Origin of the sequence: Pseudomonas sp. Z3-6, from assembly GCF_051131985.1 — a bacterium.
GTDB classification, from domain to species: Bacteria; Pseudomonadota; Gammaproteobacteria; order Pseudomonadales; family Pseudomonadaceae; genus Aquipseudomonas; species Aquipseudomonas zanjanensis.
Window position 1 is genome coordinate 3946223 of record NZ_CP071644.1, and the last position, 17448, is coordinate 3963670.

The 17448-nt window shown below is 62.7% G+C and carries 13 protein-coding genes; 3 read left to right on the top strand and 10 right to left on the bottom strand.

Annotated features, from left to right (window positions below):
• Positions 1 to 30 precede the first annotated feature (30 nt).
• The 3 genes from J3P88_RS17465 (at position 31) to J3P88_RS17475 (ending at position 3040) form a co-directional block, all read left to right on the top strand.
• A complete protein-coding gene (locus J3P88_RS17465; protein ID WP_434570582.1) occupies positions 31 to 852 on the top strand; it encodes an SRPBCC family protein in 822 nt (273 codons plus the stop codon).
• Entirely contained in the window at positions 852 to 2024 is a 1173-nt protein-coding gene (locus J3P88_RS17470; RefSeq protein ID WP_434570584.1) for a zinc-dependent alcohol dehydrogenase, read from the top strand. The genes J3P88_RS17465 and J3P88_RS17470 overlap by 1 nt, the downstream gene beginning before the upstream one ends.
• Before the next feature lie 236 nt (positions 2025 to 2260).
• The gene (locus tag J3P88_RS17475) at positions 2261 to 3040 is read left to right on the top strand and encodes a TSUP family transporter (protein ID WP_434570585.1); all 780 of its coding nucleotides are present in this window, start codon (positions 2261 to 2263) and stop codon (positions 3038 to 3040) included.
• On the opposite strand, the gene nudC is transcribed toward J3P88_RS17475, so the two are convergent.
• The 10 genes from nudC to J3P88_RS17525 all read right to left on the bottom strand — a co-directional run bounded on the left by nudC (position 3008) and on the right by J3P88_RS17525 (position 17440).
• Positions 3008 to 3838 carry an NAD(+) diphosphatase gene (nudC, locus tag J3P88_RS17480; protein ID WP_186705741.1) on the bottom strand — a complete coding sequence of 277 codons (831 nt, stop codon included), beginning with the start codon at positions 3836 to 3838 and terminating at the stop codon, positions 3008 to 3010. The genes J3P88_RS17475 and nudC overlap by 33 nt on opposite strands.
• Before the next feature lie 6 nt (positions 3839 to 3844).
• Positions 3845 to 4657 carry a crotonase/enoyl-CoA hydratase family protein gene (locus J3P88_RS17485; RefSeq protein WP_186705742.1) on the bottom strand — a complete coding sequence of 271 codons (813 nt, stop codon included), beginning with the start codon at positions 4655 to 4657 and terminating at the stop codon, positions 3845 to 3847.
• 231 nt (positions 4658 to 4888) lie between these two features.
• A complete protein-coding gene (locus tag J3P88_RS17490) occupies positions 4889 to 6370 on the bottom strand; it encodes an efflux transporter outer membrane subunit (protein WP_434570587.1) in 1482 nt (493 codons plus the stop codon).
• The gene (locus J3P88_RS17495) at positions 6367 to 9471 is read right to left on the bottom strand and encodes an efflux RND transporter permease subunit (RefSeq protein WP_434570589.1); all 3105 of its coding nucleotides are present in this window, start codon (positions 9469 to 9471) and stop codon (positions 6367 to 6369) included. The genes J3P88_RS17490 and J3P88_RS17495 overlap by 4 nt, the downstream gene beginning before the upstream one ends.
• Before the next feature lie 202 nt (positions 9472 to 9673).
• The gene (locus J3P88_RS17500) at positions 9674 to 12769 is read right to left on the bottom strand and encodes an MdtB/MuxB family multidrug efflux RND transporter permease subunit (protein ID WP_434570591.1); all 3096 of its coding nucleotides are present in this window, start codon (positions 12767 to 12769) and stop codon (positions 9674 to 9676) included.
• Positions 12766 to 14082 carry an MdtA/MuxA family multidrug efflux RND transporter periplasmic adaptor subunit gene (locus J3P88_RS17505; protein WP_434570593.1) on the bottom strand — a complete coding sequence of 439 codons (1317 nt, stop codon included), beginning with the start codon at positions 14080 to 14082 and terminating at the stop codon, positions 12766 to 12768. The genes J3P88_RS17500 and J3P88_RS17505 overlap by 4 nt, the downstream gene beginning before the upstream one ends.
• Before the next feature lie 191 nt (positions 14083 to 14273).
• A complete protein-coding gene (gene tpx / locus J3P88_RS17510; protein ID WP_018602018.1) occupies positions 14274 to 14774 on the bottom strand; it encodes a thiol peroxidase in 501 nt (166 codons plus the stop codon).
• 125 nt (positions 14775 to 14899) lie between these two features.
• Entirely contained in the window at positions 14900 to 15571 is a 672-nt protein-coding gene (locus J3P88_RS17515; RefSeq protein WP_434570595.1) for a DUF3313 domain-containing protein, read from the bottom strand.
• 86 nt (positions 15572 to 15657) lie between these two features.
• Complete coding sequence (locus J3P88_RS17520; RefSeq protein ID WP_434570597.1) at positions 15658 to 16155, bottom strand: GNAT family N-acetyltransferase; 498 nt, start codon at positions 16153 to 16155, stop codon at positions 15658 to 15660.
• A gap of 304 nt (positions 16156 to 16459) precedes the next feature.
• On the bottom strand, positions 16460 to 17440 hold the full coding sequence (locus J3P88_RS17525) for a LysR family transcriptional regulator (RefSeq protein ID WP_186705749.1): 981 nt from the start codon (positions 17438 to 17440) through the stop codon (positions 16460 to 16462).
• Positions 17441 to 17448 lie beyond the last annotated feature (8 nt).

Sequence of the window (17448 nt, forward strand, 5' to 3'; positions counted from 1 at the left end):
ATGTCGCCCCTGGAGAATGAGGACACCATCATGTTTGAACGACCCCAACTGGTTGCGAGCCGGGCTACGGTGCCGACCCCGTCGCACCCTAATCTCGGCACGCAGGAACGTGCCGTATCGCTACTGGCGGGCACCTTGTTGATCGCTAACGGCCTACGCCAAGGCGGGCTCCAGGGCTGGCCACAGGTGCTGCTCGGCGCCTGTGCCGCCTGGCGCGGCTATTCAGGCACATGCAGGATCAAGCACGCGCTGACCCATAGTCCGTTCGAACAAGCCTTTGAACAGGATCGGGACTGGAGCGGCAGCAAAGTCATTTCTCGCAGCATTACCGTGGGCAAACCCAGGGAAGAAGTCTTCGCGTTCTGTCGCAACCCGGGCAACCTGGGTGCGCTGGTGCCCTGGGTCGATGCCATCGAACAAACCGGTGAAGGCACTTACCGCTGGATCGCCCACGGCCCGATGGACAAGACCCTGCACTGTGACATCCAACAGGACGAGCCCAAGGACGGCCGCAAGCTGCACTGGACTGCCGGCCCGGAGACACGATTCAAGCATGACATCCAGATGCACTTCAGCGACGCGCCGGCCGGCCGTGGCACGCAGTTGAAGGTCATCGTCGCCTGCCAAGCGCCCCTCGGTGCCGCCGGTTATGCCTTGGCCGCGGCGATTTCCAAGTTCTCGGACAAAGCCTTGCTGCACCTGCTGCGCAGCATCAAGCAACAACTGGAAACCGGCGAGGTGAGCACCAACCGCATGCACGCCTCCGGCACGAAGGACTTCCTGTTCGTTCATCCGGCCACAGAGGCCCCTCACACATCCGCCCACACGCCTTCCACCGGAGGTAACGCCTGATGCGCGCATTGACTTGGCAAGGCCCGAACAAGCTACAAGTTGAAACCGTCGATGATCCGTCCATTCTCAACCCCCGCGACGCGATCGTGCGGGTGCAGATGTCGTCGGTGTGCGGGTCAGACCTGCATTTGCTGGGCGGCTATGTGCCGACCATGCAGGCCGGCGACATCATTGGCCATGAATTCATGGGTGAAGTCGTGGAGATCGGCTCGGCCGTCAGGTCTTTCGGCAAAGGCGACCGGGTTGTCACCGTTTCGATCATCGGTTGCGGAGAATGCGAACATTGCAGGCGCTCGGATTTTTCCTGCTGCGACAACTCCAACCCCAATCCCAGCGCAACGGACATCGCCTACGGCCAACCGGCGTGCGGCATCATCGGCTACAGCCATGCGTTTGGCGGTTATGCCGGCAGTCACGCAACCTATATCCGCGTGCCGTTCGCCGACGTCAACCTGTTCAAGATCCCCGAGGGCGTCACTGACGAACAGGCAGTATTCGTCTCCGACGCGGTGCCCACTGGTTATTTCGCCGCCGATAACGCCGACATCCAACGGGGCGATACCGTGGCGGTATGGGGTTGCGGCGGGGTCGGGTTGATGGCGATTGCCAGTGCCTATCTGCTGGGGGCCGAACGGGTGATTGCCATCGACCGCCTGCCTGATCGCTTGCAATTGGCGGAAGAAAAGGCCGGTGCCATCGCCCTTAACTATGAAACCACTGACGTGCATGCCGCCTTGCTGGAACTGACCGGTGGCCGGGGCCCGGATCGCTGCATCGACTGCGTGGGCATGGAGGCCCACGGCACAGAGATCGACTATTTCTACGACAAGACCAAGCAAATGATGCGTCTGCACACCGAACGCGGGACGGTGCTGCGCCAGTCGATCCGCGCCTGCCGCAAAGGCGGCACCGTGTCGGTGGTCGGTGTGTATGGCGGCCTGCTGGACAAATTCCCCATGGGCGCCATCGTCAATAAATCCCTGACCCTGCGCTCCGGTCAACAGCCTGGACAGCGTTACGTGGGACGGTTGTTCGAGCACATCCAGAAAGGTGAGCTGGACCCGTCCTATCTGCTGACCCATCCGATGGGACTGGAGCAGTCGGTGGAAGGTTATTCGATGTTCAAGGAGAAGACGCAGAACTGCCTGCGAGCGGTGTTTCGGCCGGAGTGACGATCGAATCTGTGGCGAGGGAACTTGCTCCCGCTGGCTGCGAAGCAGCCCTGAAGCAAGCGACTCGGTGTGGGTGCACTGAATGGAATTTTGGGGTTGCTACGCAACCCAGCGGGAGCAAGCTCCCTCGCCACGGGAATGTCACAGGCCTTAGGCAGTCGCAGCCCTGCACCATTATGGGTAACATACCGGCCTTCCCGCAGCCCTTCTGCGTCCTGCCAAAATAAGCCCATTCCATGCCTTTCGAACTCAGCGTTGACCTCACTACCCTCGCTATCCTCGCCGTTGTCGCCTTCATTGCCGGTTTTATCGATGCCATTGCCGGGGGCGGTGGGCTATTGACCACGCCAGCGCTGCTGACTGCGGGTTTGCCACCGCACCTGGTCCTGGGGACCAACAAACTCAGTTCCACCTTTGGCTCGGCGACGGCCAGCTTCACGTTCTACAAGCGCAAGTTGTTCCACCCAAGGCAATGGACCCATGCCCTCATCGGCACACTGGTCGGCGCCCTGGCCGGCGCCATCGTCGCCCACTACCTGCCAGCCGAGTGGCTGAACAAGATGTTGCCGGTGATCGTCTTCGCCTGCGGCCTGTACCTGTTGTTTGGCGGCACGCCCAAGGCGCCGCTGGACAGCGATGCGCCGATCAAGAAGACGTGGCAGTCATCCCAGGGTTTCAGCCTGGGTTTCTATGACGGCGTGGCCGGGCCGGGTACCGGTGCGTTCTGGACCGTCAGCAGCCTGCTGCTCTACCCCATCGACCTGGTCAAGGCCAGTGGCGTGGCCCGCAGCATGAACTTTGTCAGCAACATCGCGGCGCTGTCGGTGTTCATCTTTTCCGGGCAGGTAGACTGGGTCATCGGCCTGAGCATGGGCCTGTCGGTGATGGTCGGCGCGTTCTTCGGCGCTCGCACCGCCATCAGCGGCGGCGCGAAGTTCATCCGACCAGTGTTCATCACCGTGGTGCTGGGCTTGACCGTGCGCCTAGCCTGGCAGCACTGGTTCAGCGTGGCCTAAGCGCCGCGCCACATACAGGTCGATCAGGTAGCGGGCGATCGAGCGCGAGGCCGGCAACGGTGGCAGGTCGTGGACGTTGAACCATTGGGCGTCCTCGATCTCATCTTCCTGGGGCACGATGTCGCCGCTGGCATATTCAGCGTGGAAACCGAGCATCATCGAATGGGGAAACGGCCAGCACTGGCTGCCCATGTACTGGATGTTCTTCACCTCGATACTGACTTCTTCACGCACCTCGCGGACCAGGCAGTCCTCGGCCGACTCGCCGGGCTCGGCAAACCCCGCCAGGGTACTGTAGACACCCGTGACAAAACGCGGCGAACGGGCCAGCAGGACTTCATCGCCGCGGGTAATCAACACGATCATGCTCGGTGAAATTCGCGGATAGTGACGCAGGTCGCAGGCATCACAATACATCGCCCGCTCCAGTGGGATCTGGTTCATGCGCTTGCCGCAACTGCCACAGAAGCGATGTTCCCGGGCCCAGGTGCCGATCTGCGCCGCATAACCCAACACCTTGTACAGCGTGTGGTCGTCCTCGAGCATGAACGCCCGCAGGCCTTTCCAGTTGCAGCCGGGGATGTCCAGCGGGCTGTGCAACTCCAACAGGTAGACCGGCTCGCCATCCAGGTGACCGATACCGTGTTCGGCGAGGATCGACAGGTCCTGGCGCTTGAGCCATTCGCGGGGAAACAGCGCGCCGTTGTCATCGAACAGAAAACCTTCCGGGCTACGAGCCACGGCCCAGCCGCCGGGAACGTCGGTGTCGAGTACTGCGGTGGTCCAGCGTGAAATCATGGTCAGTCAATCCAGAAATTCGGGTTTCTGTTTGCTCATATGGGCGGCCATGGCCACGCGCAGGTCGGTCGATTGCAACATGGCGGCGTTCCAGGTGGCGACGTATTCCAGGCCGTCATCGATGCTGTGGTCGCGCATGTAGCTGATCATTGCCTTGGTGCCGGTCACGGCAATCGGCGACTTGGCGGCGATGTCCCGGGCAATGCCCATCACACCGTCGAGCAGGCTGGCGGAGTCGCTGTAGACACGATTGACCAGGCCGATGCTGCGCGCTTCGTCGGCACCAAAAGTGCGCCCCGTATAAGCGAGTTCACGCAGCATGCCGTCCCCGACGATCCTCGGCAAGCGTTGCAATGTGCCAACATCGGCGGCCATGCCGATATCGATTTCCTTGATGGAGAATTGGGCGTCCTCGGCGGCATAACGCATGTCGCAAGCAGAGATCAGGTCAATGGCACCGCCCAGGCAATAGCCCTGGATGGCCGCTAGCACCGGCTTGCGGCAATTGTCCACGGCATTGAACGAGGCTTGCAGCTGCAGGATCTTGCGCCGCAGCAACCGCGCATTGCGCCCCACGTCCTTGCCCAGTTCGTTGGCCACGCCTGCCAGCATCATCAGGTCGATGCCGGAGGAAAAATGCTTGCCGGCACCGCTGAGCACCACCACCCGCGCTTCATCGGTGTCGTCGATCCATTGGAAGATCTCAATGATCTCGCGCCAGAAGGCAGCGTTCATCGCGTTGATCTTTTCCGGCCGATTGATCTGCACATGGGCGATGTTGTCTGCAAGTTCGACGTTGAACGCTTGGTATTGCGACATGGCAGTGATCCTTTACCGGCTGAAAAGAGGCGTGAACTATAACAAGCCATCGCGATGGCACGTAGGCAGTGCATCGGCCAAAAGCGGGACTGTTTGACAGCCATTAACTCTGTGGCGAGGGAGCTTGCTCCCGCTGGACTGCGTAGCAGTCCCCTACTTTATGAGCGCTGCGCACTCAAGCGGGAGCAAGCTCCCTCGCCACAAAAGCACCTTGCGGCGCTACCCAATCACTCAGGGCTTTTCGTCCGCCTGCAACTGCCCATCCCAGCCCCCGCCCAGCGCCGCAATCAATTGCACACTGGCAATCAAGCGGCTCTGTTGCAGGCTCAGCACGCTGCGTTCGTTGCTCAGCGCCGTGGCCTGGACAGTCACGACGTCGAGGTAGGCAATCAGCCCGGCCCTGTACTGGTTCTGCGTCAGGCGCAGGGATTCCCGGGCGGCGTCCAGGGCTTCCTGGCGCACGCGGGCTTCGTCTTCCAGCACCTTGAGCTGGATCATGTAGTTCTCCACCTCCCGCAGGCCGTCGAGCACGGTCTGGCGGTAGGTGGCGACGGTCTGGTCATAGATCGCGACGGTGCGGTCGACCTCGGCCGAACGCTGGCCGCCATCGAACAGTGTCATCGCCAGCTGCGGGCCTACCGACCAGAAGCGGTTCGGCACGCTCACCCAGTTGTCATAGGTGCTGCTGCTGTAGCCGCCGCTGAGGCTCAGGGTCAGGTCCGGGTAATACGCAGCCTTGGCGACGCCGATGTTGGCGTTGGCGGCCATCACCGAGCGCTCTGCCGAGGCGATGTCTGGCCGGCGTTCGAGCAGTTGCGAGGGCAGCGCCACCGGGATTTGTGGCAGTGTCGGGATGTCTTGGGTCTCAGCCAGGTTGAATTCGGCCGGTGGCAGGCCGATGAGCACGGCGATGGCATTTTCAAACTGGGCCCGTTGCCAGATCAGGTCGATCAGGTCGCCCTGGGTGGTCTTGAGCTGATTCTGCGCCTGGGCCACCGAGTCCTTGCCGGACACCCCGGCGCGGTACTGGTTTTCGGTCATTTTCAGGGAGCGCTGGTAGTTGTCGACGGTGGTCTGCAACAAGCGCTTCTGTTCGTCGATCACCCGCAACTGCAAGTAATTCTGCACCAGTTCCGATTGCTGGCTCAGGCGCATCGCCGCCAGGTCGGCGAAACTGGCTTGGGCACTCGCCTCGTCGGCTTCCAGGGTGCGGCGCAACTTGCCCCACACATCCGCCTCCCAACTGACGCCGGCCTGGGCGCTGTAGGTGTCGCGAATGCCGCTGGACGAACTGCTCAGGCTTGAACTGCTGCTACCGGTGCCCTGGCTGGAGCGCGTCTTGCCAACGGTCAGGTCCACGGTGGGGAAAAAGGCGCCACGGGCATTACGCACCAGCGCCCGGGCCTGCCGGTACTGGGCTTCGGCCTGGGCCACGGTCTGGTTGGATGCATTGAGCTTGTCCACCAGGCCATTGAGTTGCGCATCGCCGTACAGCTCCCACCAGGCGCCCCGGGCCATCGCATCGCTGGGGTTGGCCTGGCGCCAGCCCTGGGCCTCCTTGTACTGCACCGGGGCGGCGGCCGCGGGACGCTGGTAATCCGGGCCGATGGCGCAGGCGCTGAGCATCGCCACGCACAGCGCCAGGCTCAGCACCCGCGAGCCACGGGCGGTCGCCAGCACGGCGGCAAGATTGAAAGGCGAACGGTCGGTCATAGCGGAGTTTCCAGGGCAGCATCAGTGCGCACGCCACGCCAGCGGTTGAAGCGATGGCGCAGCTTGTCGAGATAAAGGTAAACCACTGGCGTGGTGTAGAGGGTCAGGACCTGGCTGAACACCAGCCCCCCGATGATGGTCAGGCCCAGCGGCTGGCGCATTTCCGAGCCTTCGGCGGCGCCGAGCAGCAACGGCAAGGCGCCAAGGATCGCCGCCAGCGTGGTCATCAGGATCGGTCGCAACCGCAGCAGGCAAGCGCTGCGGATCGACTCCAGCGGCGTCTGCCCGGCACGCTCCAGTTGCAAGGCCAGATCGATCATCAGGATGGCATTTTTCTTCACCACGCCGATCAGCAGGAACAGCCCCAACAACGAGATCAGGCTGAACTCGCTGCCCAGCGCGTAGATCGACAGCAACGCGCCGACCCCGGCCGAAGGCAAGGTGGACAGAATGGTCAGCGGATGAATGTAGCTTTCATACAGCACCCCCAGCACCAGGTACACCGCGAGCAACGCGCCCAAAATCATGAACGGCTGGCTCTTCTGGGTGGCGGCGAACGCGTCGGCGGTGCCAGCCATTTTCACGATGACATCCTCGGGCATCCCGAGCTTGGCGATCGTCCGCTCGATGGCCGCAGTGCCCTGCTCCACCGTCACGCCTTCGGCCATGTCGAAGGAGATGCCCTCGGAGGCGAACTGGCCTTCATGGCTGACCCGGTCGTCCTCCAGGCTGTTCTCGTAATGGGCAATGGCCGACAGCGGTACCCGCACGCCATCGGCGGTGATCACCTGGACCTGTTCGAGGGTGCTCGGGTCCTGGGCATACTTGGGATTGACCTCCATCACCACCTGGTACTGGTTGAGGCTGTCGTAGATGGTGGAAATCTGTCGTTGGCTGTAGGCGTTGTTGAGCACCGCCGTGACCATGTCCATGTCGATGCCCAGGCGCTTGGCCTGGTCGCGGTCCACAACCAGCGTCACCTGCTGCGCCCCGCCACCGTCGCGGGCGTCGATGGCGGTCAGCTCCGGCAACGCCCGGAAGGCCGCCACGACCTTGGGGTACCAGGTGCGCAGCGACGCCAGGTCGGCGCTTTGCAGGATGTAGGAATATTGGGAGGTGGTCTGCTCGCGACCGCCACCGAACTGCAGGTCCTGGTCGGCCATCAACATCAATTGGGCACCGGGAACCTTGGGCATTTCCTTACGCAGGCGCTCGATGACCTTTTGCGCGGAAATATTACGTTCCTTGATCGGCTTGAGACGCACCAGCATGAACGCGTTGTTGGTGCCGTTGTTGCCGCCAATGAAGCCGGCAACGCTTTGCACGGCCTCGTCCTTGAGCACGGCGCGGCGGAAGATTTCCATCTTCGGCTGCATCACGCCGAACGACAGCCCATCGTCGCCACGAACAAAACCGATCAGTTGGCCGGTGTCCTGCTGGGGCATGAAGGTCTTCGGCACCACCACATACAACGCGACGTTCACGCCGATGGTCACCAGCAGGCTCAGCAAGGTCAGGCGTCGATGGCGCAGCACCCAATCCAGGCTGGTGGCGTAACCACGGACCATCCGTTCATTGACCCCCTGGCTCCAACGCTGCAAGCGGTTTTCCTGCCCGGGCACATGGGGCTTGAGCCAGCGGGCGCAAAGCATCGGCGTGAGGGTCAGCGAGACCACCAGCGACACCACGATGGACGCCGCCAGGGTGATGGAAAATTCACGGAACAGGCTCTCGACGATGCCGCCCATGAACAGGATCGACAGGAACACCGCCACCAGCGAGACGTTCATCGACAGCAAGGTGAAGCCCACCTCCTCCGCCCCCCGGTACGCCGCCTGCATCGGTGGCACACCTTCGTCGATGTGCCGGGAAATGTTCTCCAGCACCACGATGGCGTCGTCCACCACCAACCCGGTCGCCAGGATCAACGCCATCAGCGACAGGTTGTTCAGGGAAAACCCGTACAGGTACATCACCGCAAACGTGCCCACCAGCGACACCGGCACCGCCAGGGTCGGGATCAGCGAAGCGCGGAAGTTGCCGAGGAACAGGAACACCACCAGCACCACCAGGGCCACGGCGATCAGCAAGGTCATTTCCGCTTCATGCAGGGTGGCCTTGATCACGGGCGAGCGGTCCATTGCCAGGTTCAGCTTGACGCTGGCCGGCAGCACCGCCTGTAACGCCGGCAGTTGCGCCTTGATCTCGTTGACCGTCTCGATGATGTTGGCGCCGGCCTGGCGGTTGATCACCAGCAATACGGCGGCATCGTCGTTGAAGAAACCGCTGTTGTAACGGTCCTCGACGCTGTCGGTGACTTTCGCCACGTCCTTGAGCCGCAGCACCGAGCCATCCTGGTAACGGATCACCAGCGTTTCGTAGTCCTTGGCCTTTTCCAACTGGTCGTTGGCCTGGACTTGCCACATGCGCCGGTCGTCCTCCACCGAGCCCTTGGGCCGGCGCACGTTGCTATTGGCAATGGCGGTGCGCACATCGTCCAGGGCCACGCCGTACTGATTGAGCAACTGCGGCTCCAGTTCGATGCGCACCGCCGGCAACGAGCTGCCACCGATCTGCACCTCACCCACGCCCGACACCTGGGACAGGCTCTGGGACAGGATGGTCGACGCCAAGTCGTAGAGCTGGCCTTTTTCCAACACATCCGAGGTCAGCGACAGCACCATGATCGGCGCCTGGGACGGGTTGACCTTCTTGTAGGTGGGCATGCTGCGCATGCCGCTGGGCAACAGGTTGCGCGAGGCATTGATGGCCGCCTGCACCTCCCGGGCCGCGCCGTTGATGTCGCGGTCCAGGTCGAATTGCAGGATGACCCGCGTGGAGCCCTGGCTGGAACGGCTGCTCATGGTGTTGACCCCGGCGATGGCGCCGAAGGAACGCTCCAGCGGCGTGGCCACCGTCGAAGCCATCACCTCGGGGCTGGCGCCTGGCAGGTTGGCCTGGACCACGATCACCGGGAAATCCATTTGCGGCAGGGGCGAGACCGGCAGCAGGCCGAAGCACACGCCGCCGAGCAGCATGATCGCGAAGCTCAGGAGCATGGTTGCTACCGGGCGGCGGATGAAGGGGCCGGAGAGGTTCATCGGCCACAGCCCCTTGCTTCAACGGACAGGCTTTTGTGGCAAGGGAGCTTGCTCCCGCTATGTGGGAGCAAGGCTTGCCCGCGATGAAGGCGATGCCGTCTCGCAGAATCGAGGCGTCTGTTTCGCGAGCAAGCTTTGCTCCCACAGCCCAGCGGGAGCAAGCTCCCTCGCCACAAAAGCCCGCTACATTCCAGGGAAGCGGTCATACCCGCACCTCATCCGCCTCAGGCCTGGCAAACCGGCGCCCCAGTCGATCGAAATACAGGTAGATCACCGGCGTGGTGAACAACGTCAAGACCTGGCTCACCAACAACCCGCCCACCATTACCAGACCCAGGGGTTGGCGCAGCTCGGCGCCGGAACCGGTGGCGAGCATCAGCGGTACGGCACCGAACAACGCCGCCAGGGTGGTCATCAGGATCGGGCGGAAGCGCAGCAACGCCGCCTGGTAGATCGCCGTCTGCGGGTCCATGCCCTGGTTGCGTTCGGCGTCGAGGGCGAAGTCGATCATCATGATCGCGTTTTTCTTGACGATGCCGATCAGCAGGATGATGCCGATGATCGCGATCATGCCCAGGTCATTGCCGCTGAGGATCAACGCCAGCAAGGCGCCGATAGCCGCCGAGGGCAAGGTGGAAAGGATGGTGATCGGGTGGATGTAGCTTTCGTACAACACGCCCAGGACGATGTACATGGTCACCACCGCCGCCAGGATCAGCAGCAAGGTACTCGACAACGACGCCTGGAATGCCTGGGCCGCGCCTTGGAATTCGGTCTGCACCCCCACCGGCATGCCGATGTCCCGCTGGACCTTTTCGATCACCTCCACCGCATGCCCCAGGGCCACCCCCGGCGCGAGGTTGAACGACATCATCAGCGCGGGAAACTGACCAATGTGGGCAATCGCCAACTGAGCCTGACGCTCTTCGACCCGGGCCAGGCTCGACAGCCGCACCTGCCCGCCATCGGTGGTCTTGACATGAATCTGGTCCAGCGCCTGCGGACCGATCCGCTCCCCGGCCTGGGCTTGCAGCACCACGCGGTACTGGCTGGCCTGGGTGTAGATAGTGGAAATCTGCCGCTGGCCGAAGGCGTCATACAGCGCATCGGTGATGTTCGACACCGAGACGCCCAGGCGTGACGCCGCGTCGCGGTCGATCACCAGGTAGACCTGCAGGCCCTTGTCCTGCAAATCGCTGGCGACGTCGGTGAGTTCCGGCTGGCGGCCCAGGGCCTCGACCAGGCGCCCGCTCCAGAGACTGAGCAACTCGGCGTCCGGCGATGACAGGCTGAACTGGTACTGGGTACGGCTGACCCGGTCTTCGATGGTCAAGTCCTGCACCGGTTGCATGAACAGGCGAATGCCCACCAGCCGGTCCAGTTGTGGCTGCAAGCGGGCAATGATTTCGGTGGCGCTGTCATCCCGCTCGTCATGGGGCTTGAGGTTGATCAGCAGGCGCCCGCTGTTGAGCGTGGCGTTATCGCCGTCCACGCCGATGTAGGACGACAGGCTCTGCACCGCCGGATCGGCGAGGATCACCTTGGCCAGTAGCTGCTGGCGCTCGCTCATGGCGGCAAAGGAGATCGATTGCGGCGCTTCGGAAATGCCTTGGATGACCCCGGTGTCCTGTACCGGGAAAAAGCCCTTGGGCACGGCCAGGTACAGCACCACCGTCAGCACCAGGCTACCCACCGCCACCAGCAGGGTCAGTGGCTGGTGCTTGAGCACCCATTGCAACTTGCGCCCGTAGGCGGCGATCAGCCAGTCGATCCAGGCGCCGCTGGCGCGATAGAAACGGCCCTGCTCTTCTTCCTTGGGCTCGCGCTTGAGCAAGCGAGCGCACATCATCGGCGTCAGGGTCAGGGACACCACCAGGGAAATCAGGATCGCCACGGCCAGGGTGATGGCGAACTCGCGAAACAAGCGCCCGACCACGTCGGCCATGAACAACAGCGGGATCAGCACGGCAATCAGCGACAGCGTCAGGGAAATCAGCGTGAAGCCAATCTGCTTCGCGCCCTTGAGCGCAGCCTGCATCGGGCTGTCGCCCTCTTCGATGAAACGGGCGATGTTCTCCAGCATGACGATGGCATCGTCCACCACGAAACCGGTGGCGATGGTCAGGGCCATCAAGGTCAGGTTGTTGATGGAGAAACCGGCCAGGTACATCACGCCGAACGTGCCGATCAACGACAACGGCACGGCCACCGACGGAATGATCGTGGCACTGACGCGACGCAGGAACAGGAACGTCACCATCACCACCAGGGCGATGGCGATCAGCAATTCATGCTGCACATCGGTGACCGAGGCACGGATGGTCTGGGTACGGTCGGTCAGCACAGTGACGTCCAGGCCGGCCGGCAGGTTGTCGGTAATGCTCGGCAGCAGGGCCTTGATCCGGTCCACCACCTCGATGACATTCGCGCCGGGCTGGCGCTGGATGTTCAGCAGCACGGCCTGGTTTTCGTTGGCCCAGGCGGCAAGGCGTTCGTTTTCGGCGCCGTCGACGATCTGCGCCACGTCCTTGAGCCGCAACGGCGCGCCGTTGGCGTAGGCCAGGATCAGTTCGGCGTAGTCCTTGGGCGACGTCAACTGGTCGTTGGCGTCGAGCATCGAGACCCGGGTCGGGCCGTCGAAATTGCCCTTGGGCTGGTTGACGTTGGACGCACCGATCAGCGTGCGCACATCCGCCAGGTTGAGGCCGTTGGCCGCCAGGGCCTCGGGGTTGACCTTGATGCGCACCGCCTGGCGCTGGCCGCCAGCGATGGTGACCATGCCGACGCCACTGATCTGGGCGATTTTCTGCGCCATGCGGGTGTCCACCAAGTCATTGAGCTTGGGCAGCAGCATGGTCTTGGACGTGATCGCCAGGGTCAGCACCGGGGTGTCGGCCGGGTTGACCTTGTTGTACACCGGCGGCGCCGGCAGGTCCGTGGGCAGCAGGTTGGTGGCCGCGTTGATGGCGGCCTGCACCTGCTGCTCGGCGACGTCCATGTTGATGTCGAGGTTGAAGCGCAGGGTGATCACCGAGGCGCCGCCGGAACTGGCGGAGGCCATCTGCGTCAGGCCTGGCATCTGCCCGAACTGCCGCTCCAGGGGTGCGGTGACCGCGCTGGTCATCACGTCGGGGCTGGCGCCCGGGTACAGGGTCATCACGCGGATGGTCGGGTAATCGACCTGGGGCAACGCCGACACCGGCAGCAGCCGATAGGCGATCAGGCCAGCCAGGATGATCGCCAGCATGCTCAGGGTGGTGGCGACCGGGCGAAGGATGAACAGTCGCGAGATATTCATGCGCCGCCCTTGTTCGCCTTGTCGGCCGCGGCCGGCTCAGTCGGTGCTGCCGCGGACTTGCCCTGCAGGTGCTCGGTCGGCGTGGTGGGCACGTCCTGGCTGTCGTTGACCACTTCCACTTCGCTGCCTTCCTTCAAGCGATCGGTGCCTTCGAGCACCACTCGATCGCCGGCGGCCAGGCCTTCGGTGACCACGGTGTTGGCGCCGTCGCTGGCGCCGACCTTCAGCTTCTTGATGGTGACCTTGTTGTCACCTTCCAGGGCATAGACAAAGGTGCCGTTGGTGCCGAACTGGATGGCGGCCGTCGGCGCCAGGGTCACGCCCTTGAGGGTGTCGGCCAGCAGGTGGACATTGACAAACTGGTTGGGGAACAGCGACTGGTCGCGGTTCTCGTAGCGGGCCTTGAATTTCAGGGTGCCGGTGGTGACGTCGATCTGGTTGTCCAGGCTCTGCAACACGCCACTGGCCTGGCGCTTCACGTCGCCGCGATCCCACGCTTCGACGGGGAGTTTCGCCCCGCTGCGGTAACGGGCGAGCACCGTGTCGAGGTTGTTTTCCGGCAAGGTGAACACGACGCTGATGGGTTGGGTCTGGGTGATGACCGCCAGGGCGGTGGTGTCGTTGGCCGACACCAGGTTGCCAACGTCCAGTTGACGCAAGCCGACGCGGCCAGTAATCGGTGCGCGGATCTTGGTGAATTCGAGGTTTAGCTTGGCGTCGTTGACGGCCGCCTGATTGGTCTTGACGGTGCCTTGGTACTGGCCCACCAGCGCCGCGGCGGTGTCGAGGGTCTGCTTGGCAATGCTGTCTTCGGCGTACAGGCCGCGATAGCGCTCAAGGTCTACCTGGGCATTTTTCAGCTGGGCCTGGTTCTGCAACAGCGTGCCTTCGGCCTGGAGCAAGGCGTTCTGGTACGGGCGTGGGTCGATCTCGACCAGCAAGTCCCCGGCCTTGACCATTTGCCCCTCTTCGAAGGCGATCTTGACCAGTTCGCCACCCACGCGACTGCGCACGTTGATGGTGTTGAGGGCCGTGACCGTACCCAGCGCCTTGAAGTACAGCGGGAAGTCCCCGGTCGCCACCGGCGCCACCCGCACTGGAATCGGCCCCGTCGCCCCACCGAACCCTGGGCGCATGCTACCGGAACGTCCCACATGCCCCGCGGCGGCTTTCTCCCCTGCCCCATTTTTTTCGGTCGAGCCACTGGGCCAGAACTTCCAGGCCAGCGCTGCGATGACCAGCAGGACGAACAAGCCAAACAGCCAGCGACGGGAATTGCGGGAAACAGAGGATTGCATGGAGTGATCAACCATTGGGCGCGTGGGCTTCTTTTACGGGAGGCTGAACGATAAGCACTGGCGGCTATTTAGCAAAGCGCCTTTACCGGCAATTTACCTTGGGCTTACCTTTCGGATAGTCGGCTAACGCCTTGAAGCACAAAAGAAAACGGCCTGGGCAGGGCCAGGCCGTTAACAATTGTAATAAATACTTTATTTCAATCCACTTATTTCAGGACAGCCAGGGCCGCGTCGTAGTTCGGCTCTTCCGCGATTTCCTTGACCAGCTCGCTGTGCAGCACGGTGTCGTTTTCGTCCAACACCACCACGGCACGGGCGGTCAGGCCTTTCAGTGGGCCGTCGGCAATCGCCACGCCGTAGTCCTGGATGAATTCGGCACCGCGCAGGGTCGACAGGTTCTGGACGTTTTCCAGGCCTTCAGCGCCGCAGAAACGCGCCTGGGCAAATGGCAGGTCGGCGGAGATGCACAGCACCACGGTGTTGTTCAGCTCGTTGGCCTGGGCGTTGAACTTGCGCACGGAGGTGGCGCAGGTCGGCGTGTCGACGCTTGGGAAAATGTTCAGCACTTTGCGCTTGCCGGCGAAGTCCTTCAGGGAAACGTCCGACAGATTGCCGGCAACCAGGGAAAAGGCTGGCGCCTTGGAACCGGCTTGTGGCAACTGGCCGTTGACTTGGACCGGGTTGCCTTTGAGAGTGACTTGAGCCATGAACGGATTCCTTCTGACAGGTTTGAAAATGGTGAGGCCGGAGTTAACCACGAAATGCTCGCGTGACCTACGACCGGACATAAAAAGACACGACGTCGACCTCACCTCCTGCACCGCGACGGTGACTATTTGGCCTTGAGTTTCAGGAATGACTGATGCAGGTCCGACGCCCAGCCATCGATGACCCCTTTGACGTCATCGGGCTTCATGACCTGGGACTCGTTGGACAGCGGCTTGCCGGTGCCTTTGCGCACGACTTGGGCGACCACCGCGTGAGTCCCACCGTCGAGGAAAACCGCTTCGGTGCCCAAGGTGGTTTCCTGGTCGCGAATACCGCTGGCGGTGCTGACAGCCGCCGCCACCAGCGCAATCGGGATCACCTCATAAGGTTTCAAGCCTTCGGTCTTGCTGCTGACAGCCGTAATCGCCGCACGCACCACGAGAACACCCGGCCCCGGAGCGGTCGCCAGGGGCAAGGATTCTTCCGCTTCCCGCTTGAGGGCCTGATCGTAGTACGCGGTGATACCCGACAGCGTGGCCTGGGGGATTTTCACGGTCGGCTGCGGCTTGGGGTACAGCTGCGTCGGCTCGATGTAGAGATGGGTGTACTTGCCCGGATCAATCTTCGGATCGATCCAACGCATGACCACGGCCCCCGACGGCGACTTCTCTTCCTTGAGCCGGCTGTAATCGCCTAGGAACCCGGAATATTCATCCGGCTGGGTCACTTTGCTCGAGCAACCCGCCAAGGCGAGCGAGGCGATGCAAACACAGCCGATCATGGACGAAAACTTCATGCTGTCACTCCTGTAAGCCACACGAGGCGGGGCCGGAACTACAGGTATAGCCAATGGGCGGTTTTTTGCCTGTTCCGGTGCGGTTTTCAGCGCAACCGTGCCATGGCCAGCGTGTCCACCCAGCGACCGTCACGCACGGCATAGTCGCGCAACAGGCCTTCGGTTTCGAAGCCGAACTTGCGATACAGCCCGATGGCCGCTTCGTTGTCGGCGTACACCGTCAGTTCGACTCGCCGCAGGTTCATCCAGTTGTCCGCGACATCCAGCGCGGCGGCCAGCAACATCGAACCCACGCCCTTGCCCTGCCAGGCGACGGCCACGCCCATGCCGAGGCTGCCGCAGTGAGCCCGACGCACCCGTGTGAACTGCTCCAGCCCCAGGTTGCCGATGACTTCACCTTCGTGCAGGGCCACCAGTTTCAACAGGCGCTCGTCATCCATCGCCAGGCGCTTGCGCCAGACTTCGGCGGACTGGAAAGGCATCTGCAGCACCTGGCGCGTCACCGCCGGGTCGTTGTAGAGCGCGGTGACGCCGGGGATATGAACTTCAGTGAAGCGTTCGAGGGTGATCGAAGAGTCAGACATGGGGCTCCTTCCTGGAGGCGCGACAAGGCCGGTCACTATAAACCGCGCCAGGTTATAGGGGGAGCCTGTGGGAGCGAGCTTGCTCGCGAAGGCGGAGTATCAGTCAATGAAGTGTTGAATGTGCCGGCCTCTTCGCGAGCAAGCCCGCTCCCACAAGGGACAGGGGTGCACATGAATTTGTGGCTGCCGAAAATCCAGAGCGGGAGCGGGCTTGCTCGCGAAAGCGGTGGGTCAGCTACGGAGCTGTTGGATATGTTGACCTCATCGCGAGCAGGCTCGCTCCCACAGGGTTAGCGTGGGCCAGTCAGGCCTGGAACCAATCCCGGCGCTCATCCAGTGTGTGTTGGATCAGCTCACGCAGCATCTGCACCTCTGGCGAGCCTTCGGCCTGGGCATTGACGGCCATCCACAAATGTCGCTGCATGGGCAGGCCGAACACGTCCGGCAACGCCACCAGGCCTCGGTCGAAGCGGCTCATGTACTGTGGCAAAAGGCCGATGCAGGCGCTGCAGCGAATCATTTCCAGCATCAGTTCGTAAGATTGCACCTGCACCACACCGGCCCGGCGCTGCTCTATCAGGGCGTTCCACGGTGCGAAACCGTCCACGTGCCGATCCGCCTGCCATTGCACCAGCATGTAGTCATTCAGGTCGTCCAGGCAGTCCGGGCGCGTGGCCGGTCGTGAATAGCGTTTGGCGATGTGCGGCAGATAATCCAACCGCGCCAGTCGATCCGCAGGCAATGTGGCGAAGCTCGGCCCCGGCGCCGACGCCTGGGCATCACTCAACCACAGCACCAGGTCGGCGCTGACGGCTTGCAGCGCCAGTTCACTGTCCAGGGTGATGATCTGCAATCGCACGCTGGCGTTGCGCCGCAACAACGAAATCAGGTCACGCCCGAGGATGTCATGCAAAATCGACTCGGCCACGGCCAGGCGAATCAAGGGCTGATCGTTCGGGGGCGGCGAGTTTTCATGGGCCAGGCTGATCAATCGGGCCTGCAACTGCCGGCCTTCGCGACTGAGGGTCAAGGCGCTGCCCTGGAAGCTGAACAATGATCGTTGCAGCCGCCCCTCCAACTGCGCCAATTGCTTGCGCAGCCAGGTCGCCTTGACGTTGAGGCTGCGGGCCGCTTGCATGAAGCAGCCGCAGCGGGCACTGACCAGGAAACACTGCGCCACCTGCGGCTCGATAGCGCCGGCCATGGCCAGCCAAGGGTCGGGGGCACGCAACGGTGTGCGGTATGCGCTGACAGCCTGGCGTCCTGCTGGCTCGATGAAGGTCATGGGTGACT

Coding starts and splice junctions, on each gene's coding strand:
- J3P88_RS17465 (WP_434570582.1), top strand. CDS start 31: ATGTTTGAACGACCCCAACTGGTTGCGAGCCGGGCTACGGTGCCGACC.
- J3P88_RS17470 (WP_434570584.1), top strand. CDS start 852: ATGCGCGCATTGACTTGGCAAGGCCCGAACAAGCTACAAGTTGAAACC.
- J3P88_RS17475 (WP_434570585.1), top strand. CDS start 2,261: ATGCCTTTCGAACTCAGCGTTGACCTCACTACCCTCGCTATCCTCGCC.
- nudC (WP_186705741.1), bottom strand. CDS start 3,838: ATGATTTCACGCTGGACCACCGCAGTACTCGACACCGACGTTCCCGGC.
- J3P88_RS17485 (WP_186705742.1), bottom strand. CDS start 4,657: ATGTCGCAATACCAAGCGTTCAACGTCGAACTTGCAGACAACATCGCC.
- J3P88_RS17490 (WP_434570587.1), bottom strand. CDS start 6,370: ATGACCGACCGTTCGCCTTTCAATCTTGCCGCCGTGCTGGCGACCGCC.
- J3P88_RS17495 (WP_434570589.1), bottom strand. CDS start 9,471: ATGAACCTCTCCGGCCCCTTCATCCGCCGCCCGGTAGCAACCATGCTC.
- J3P88_RS17500 (WP_434570591.1), bottom strand. CDS start 12,769: ATGAATATCTCGCGACTGTTCATCCTTCGCCCGGTCGCCACCACCCTG.
- J3P88_RS17505 (WP_434570593.1), bottom strand. CDS start 14,082: ATGGTTGATCACTCCATGCAATCCTCTGTTTCCCGCAATTCCCGTCGC.
- tpx (WP_018602018.1), bottom strand. CDS start 14,774: ATGGCTCAAGTCACTCTCAAAGGCAACCCGGTCCAAGTCAACGGCCAG.
- J3P88_RS17515 (WP_434570595.1), bottom strand. CDS start 15,571: ATGAAGTTTTCGTCCATGATCGGCTGTGTTTGCATCGCCTCGCTCGCC.
- J3P88_RS17520 (WP_434570597.1), bottom strand. CDS start 16,155: ATGTCTGACTCTTCGATCACCCTCGAACGCTTCACTGAAGTTCATATC.
- J3P88_RS17525 (WP_186705749.1), bottom strand. CDS start 17,440: ATGACCTTCATCGAGCCAGCAGGACGCCAGGCTGTCAGCGCATACCGC.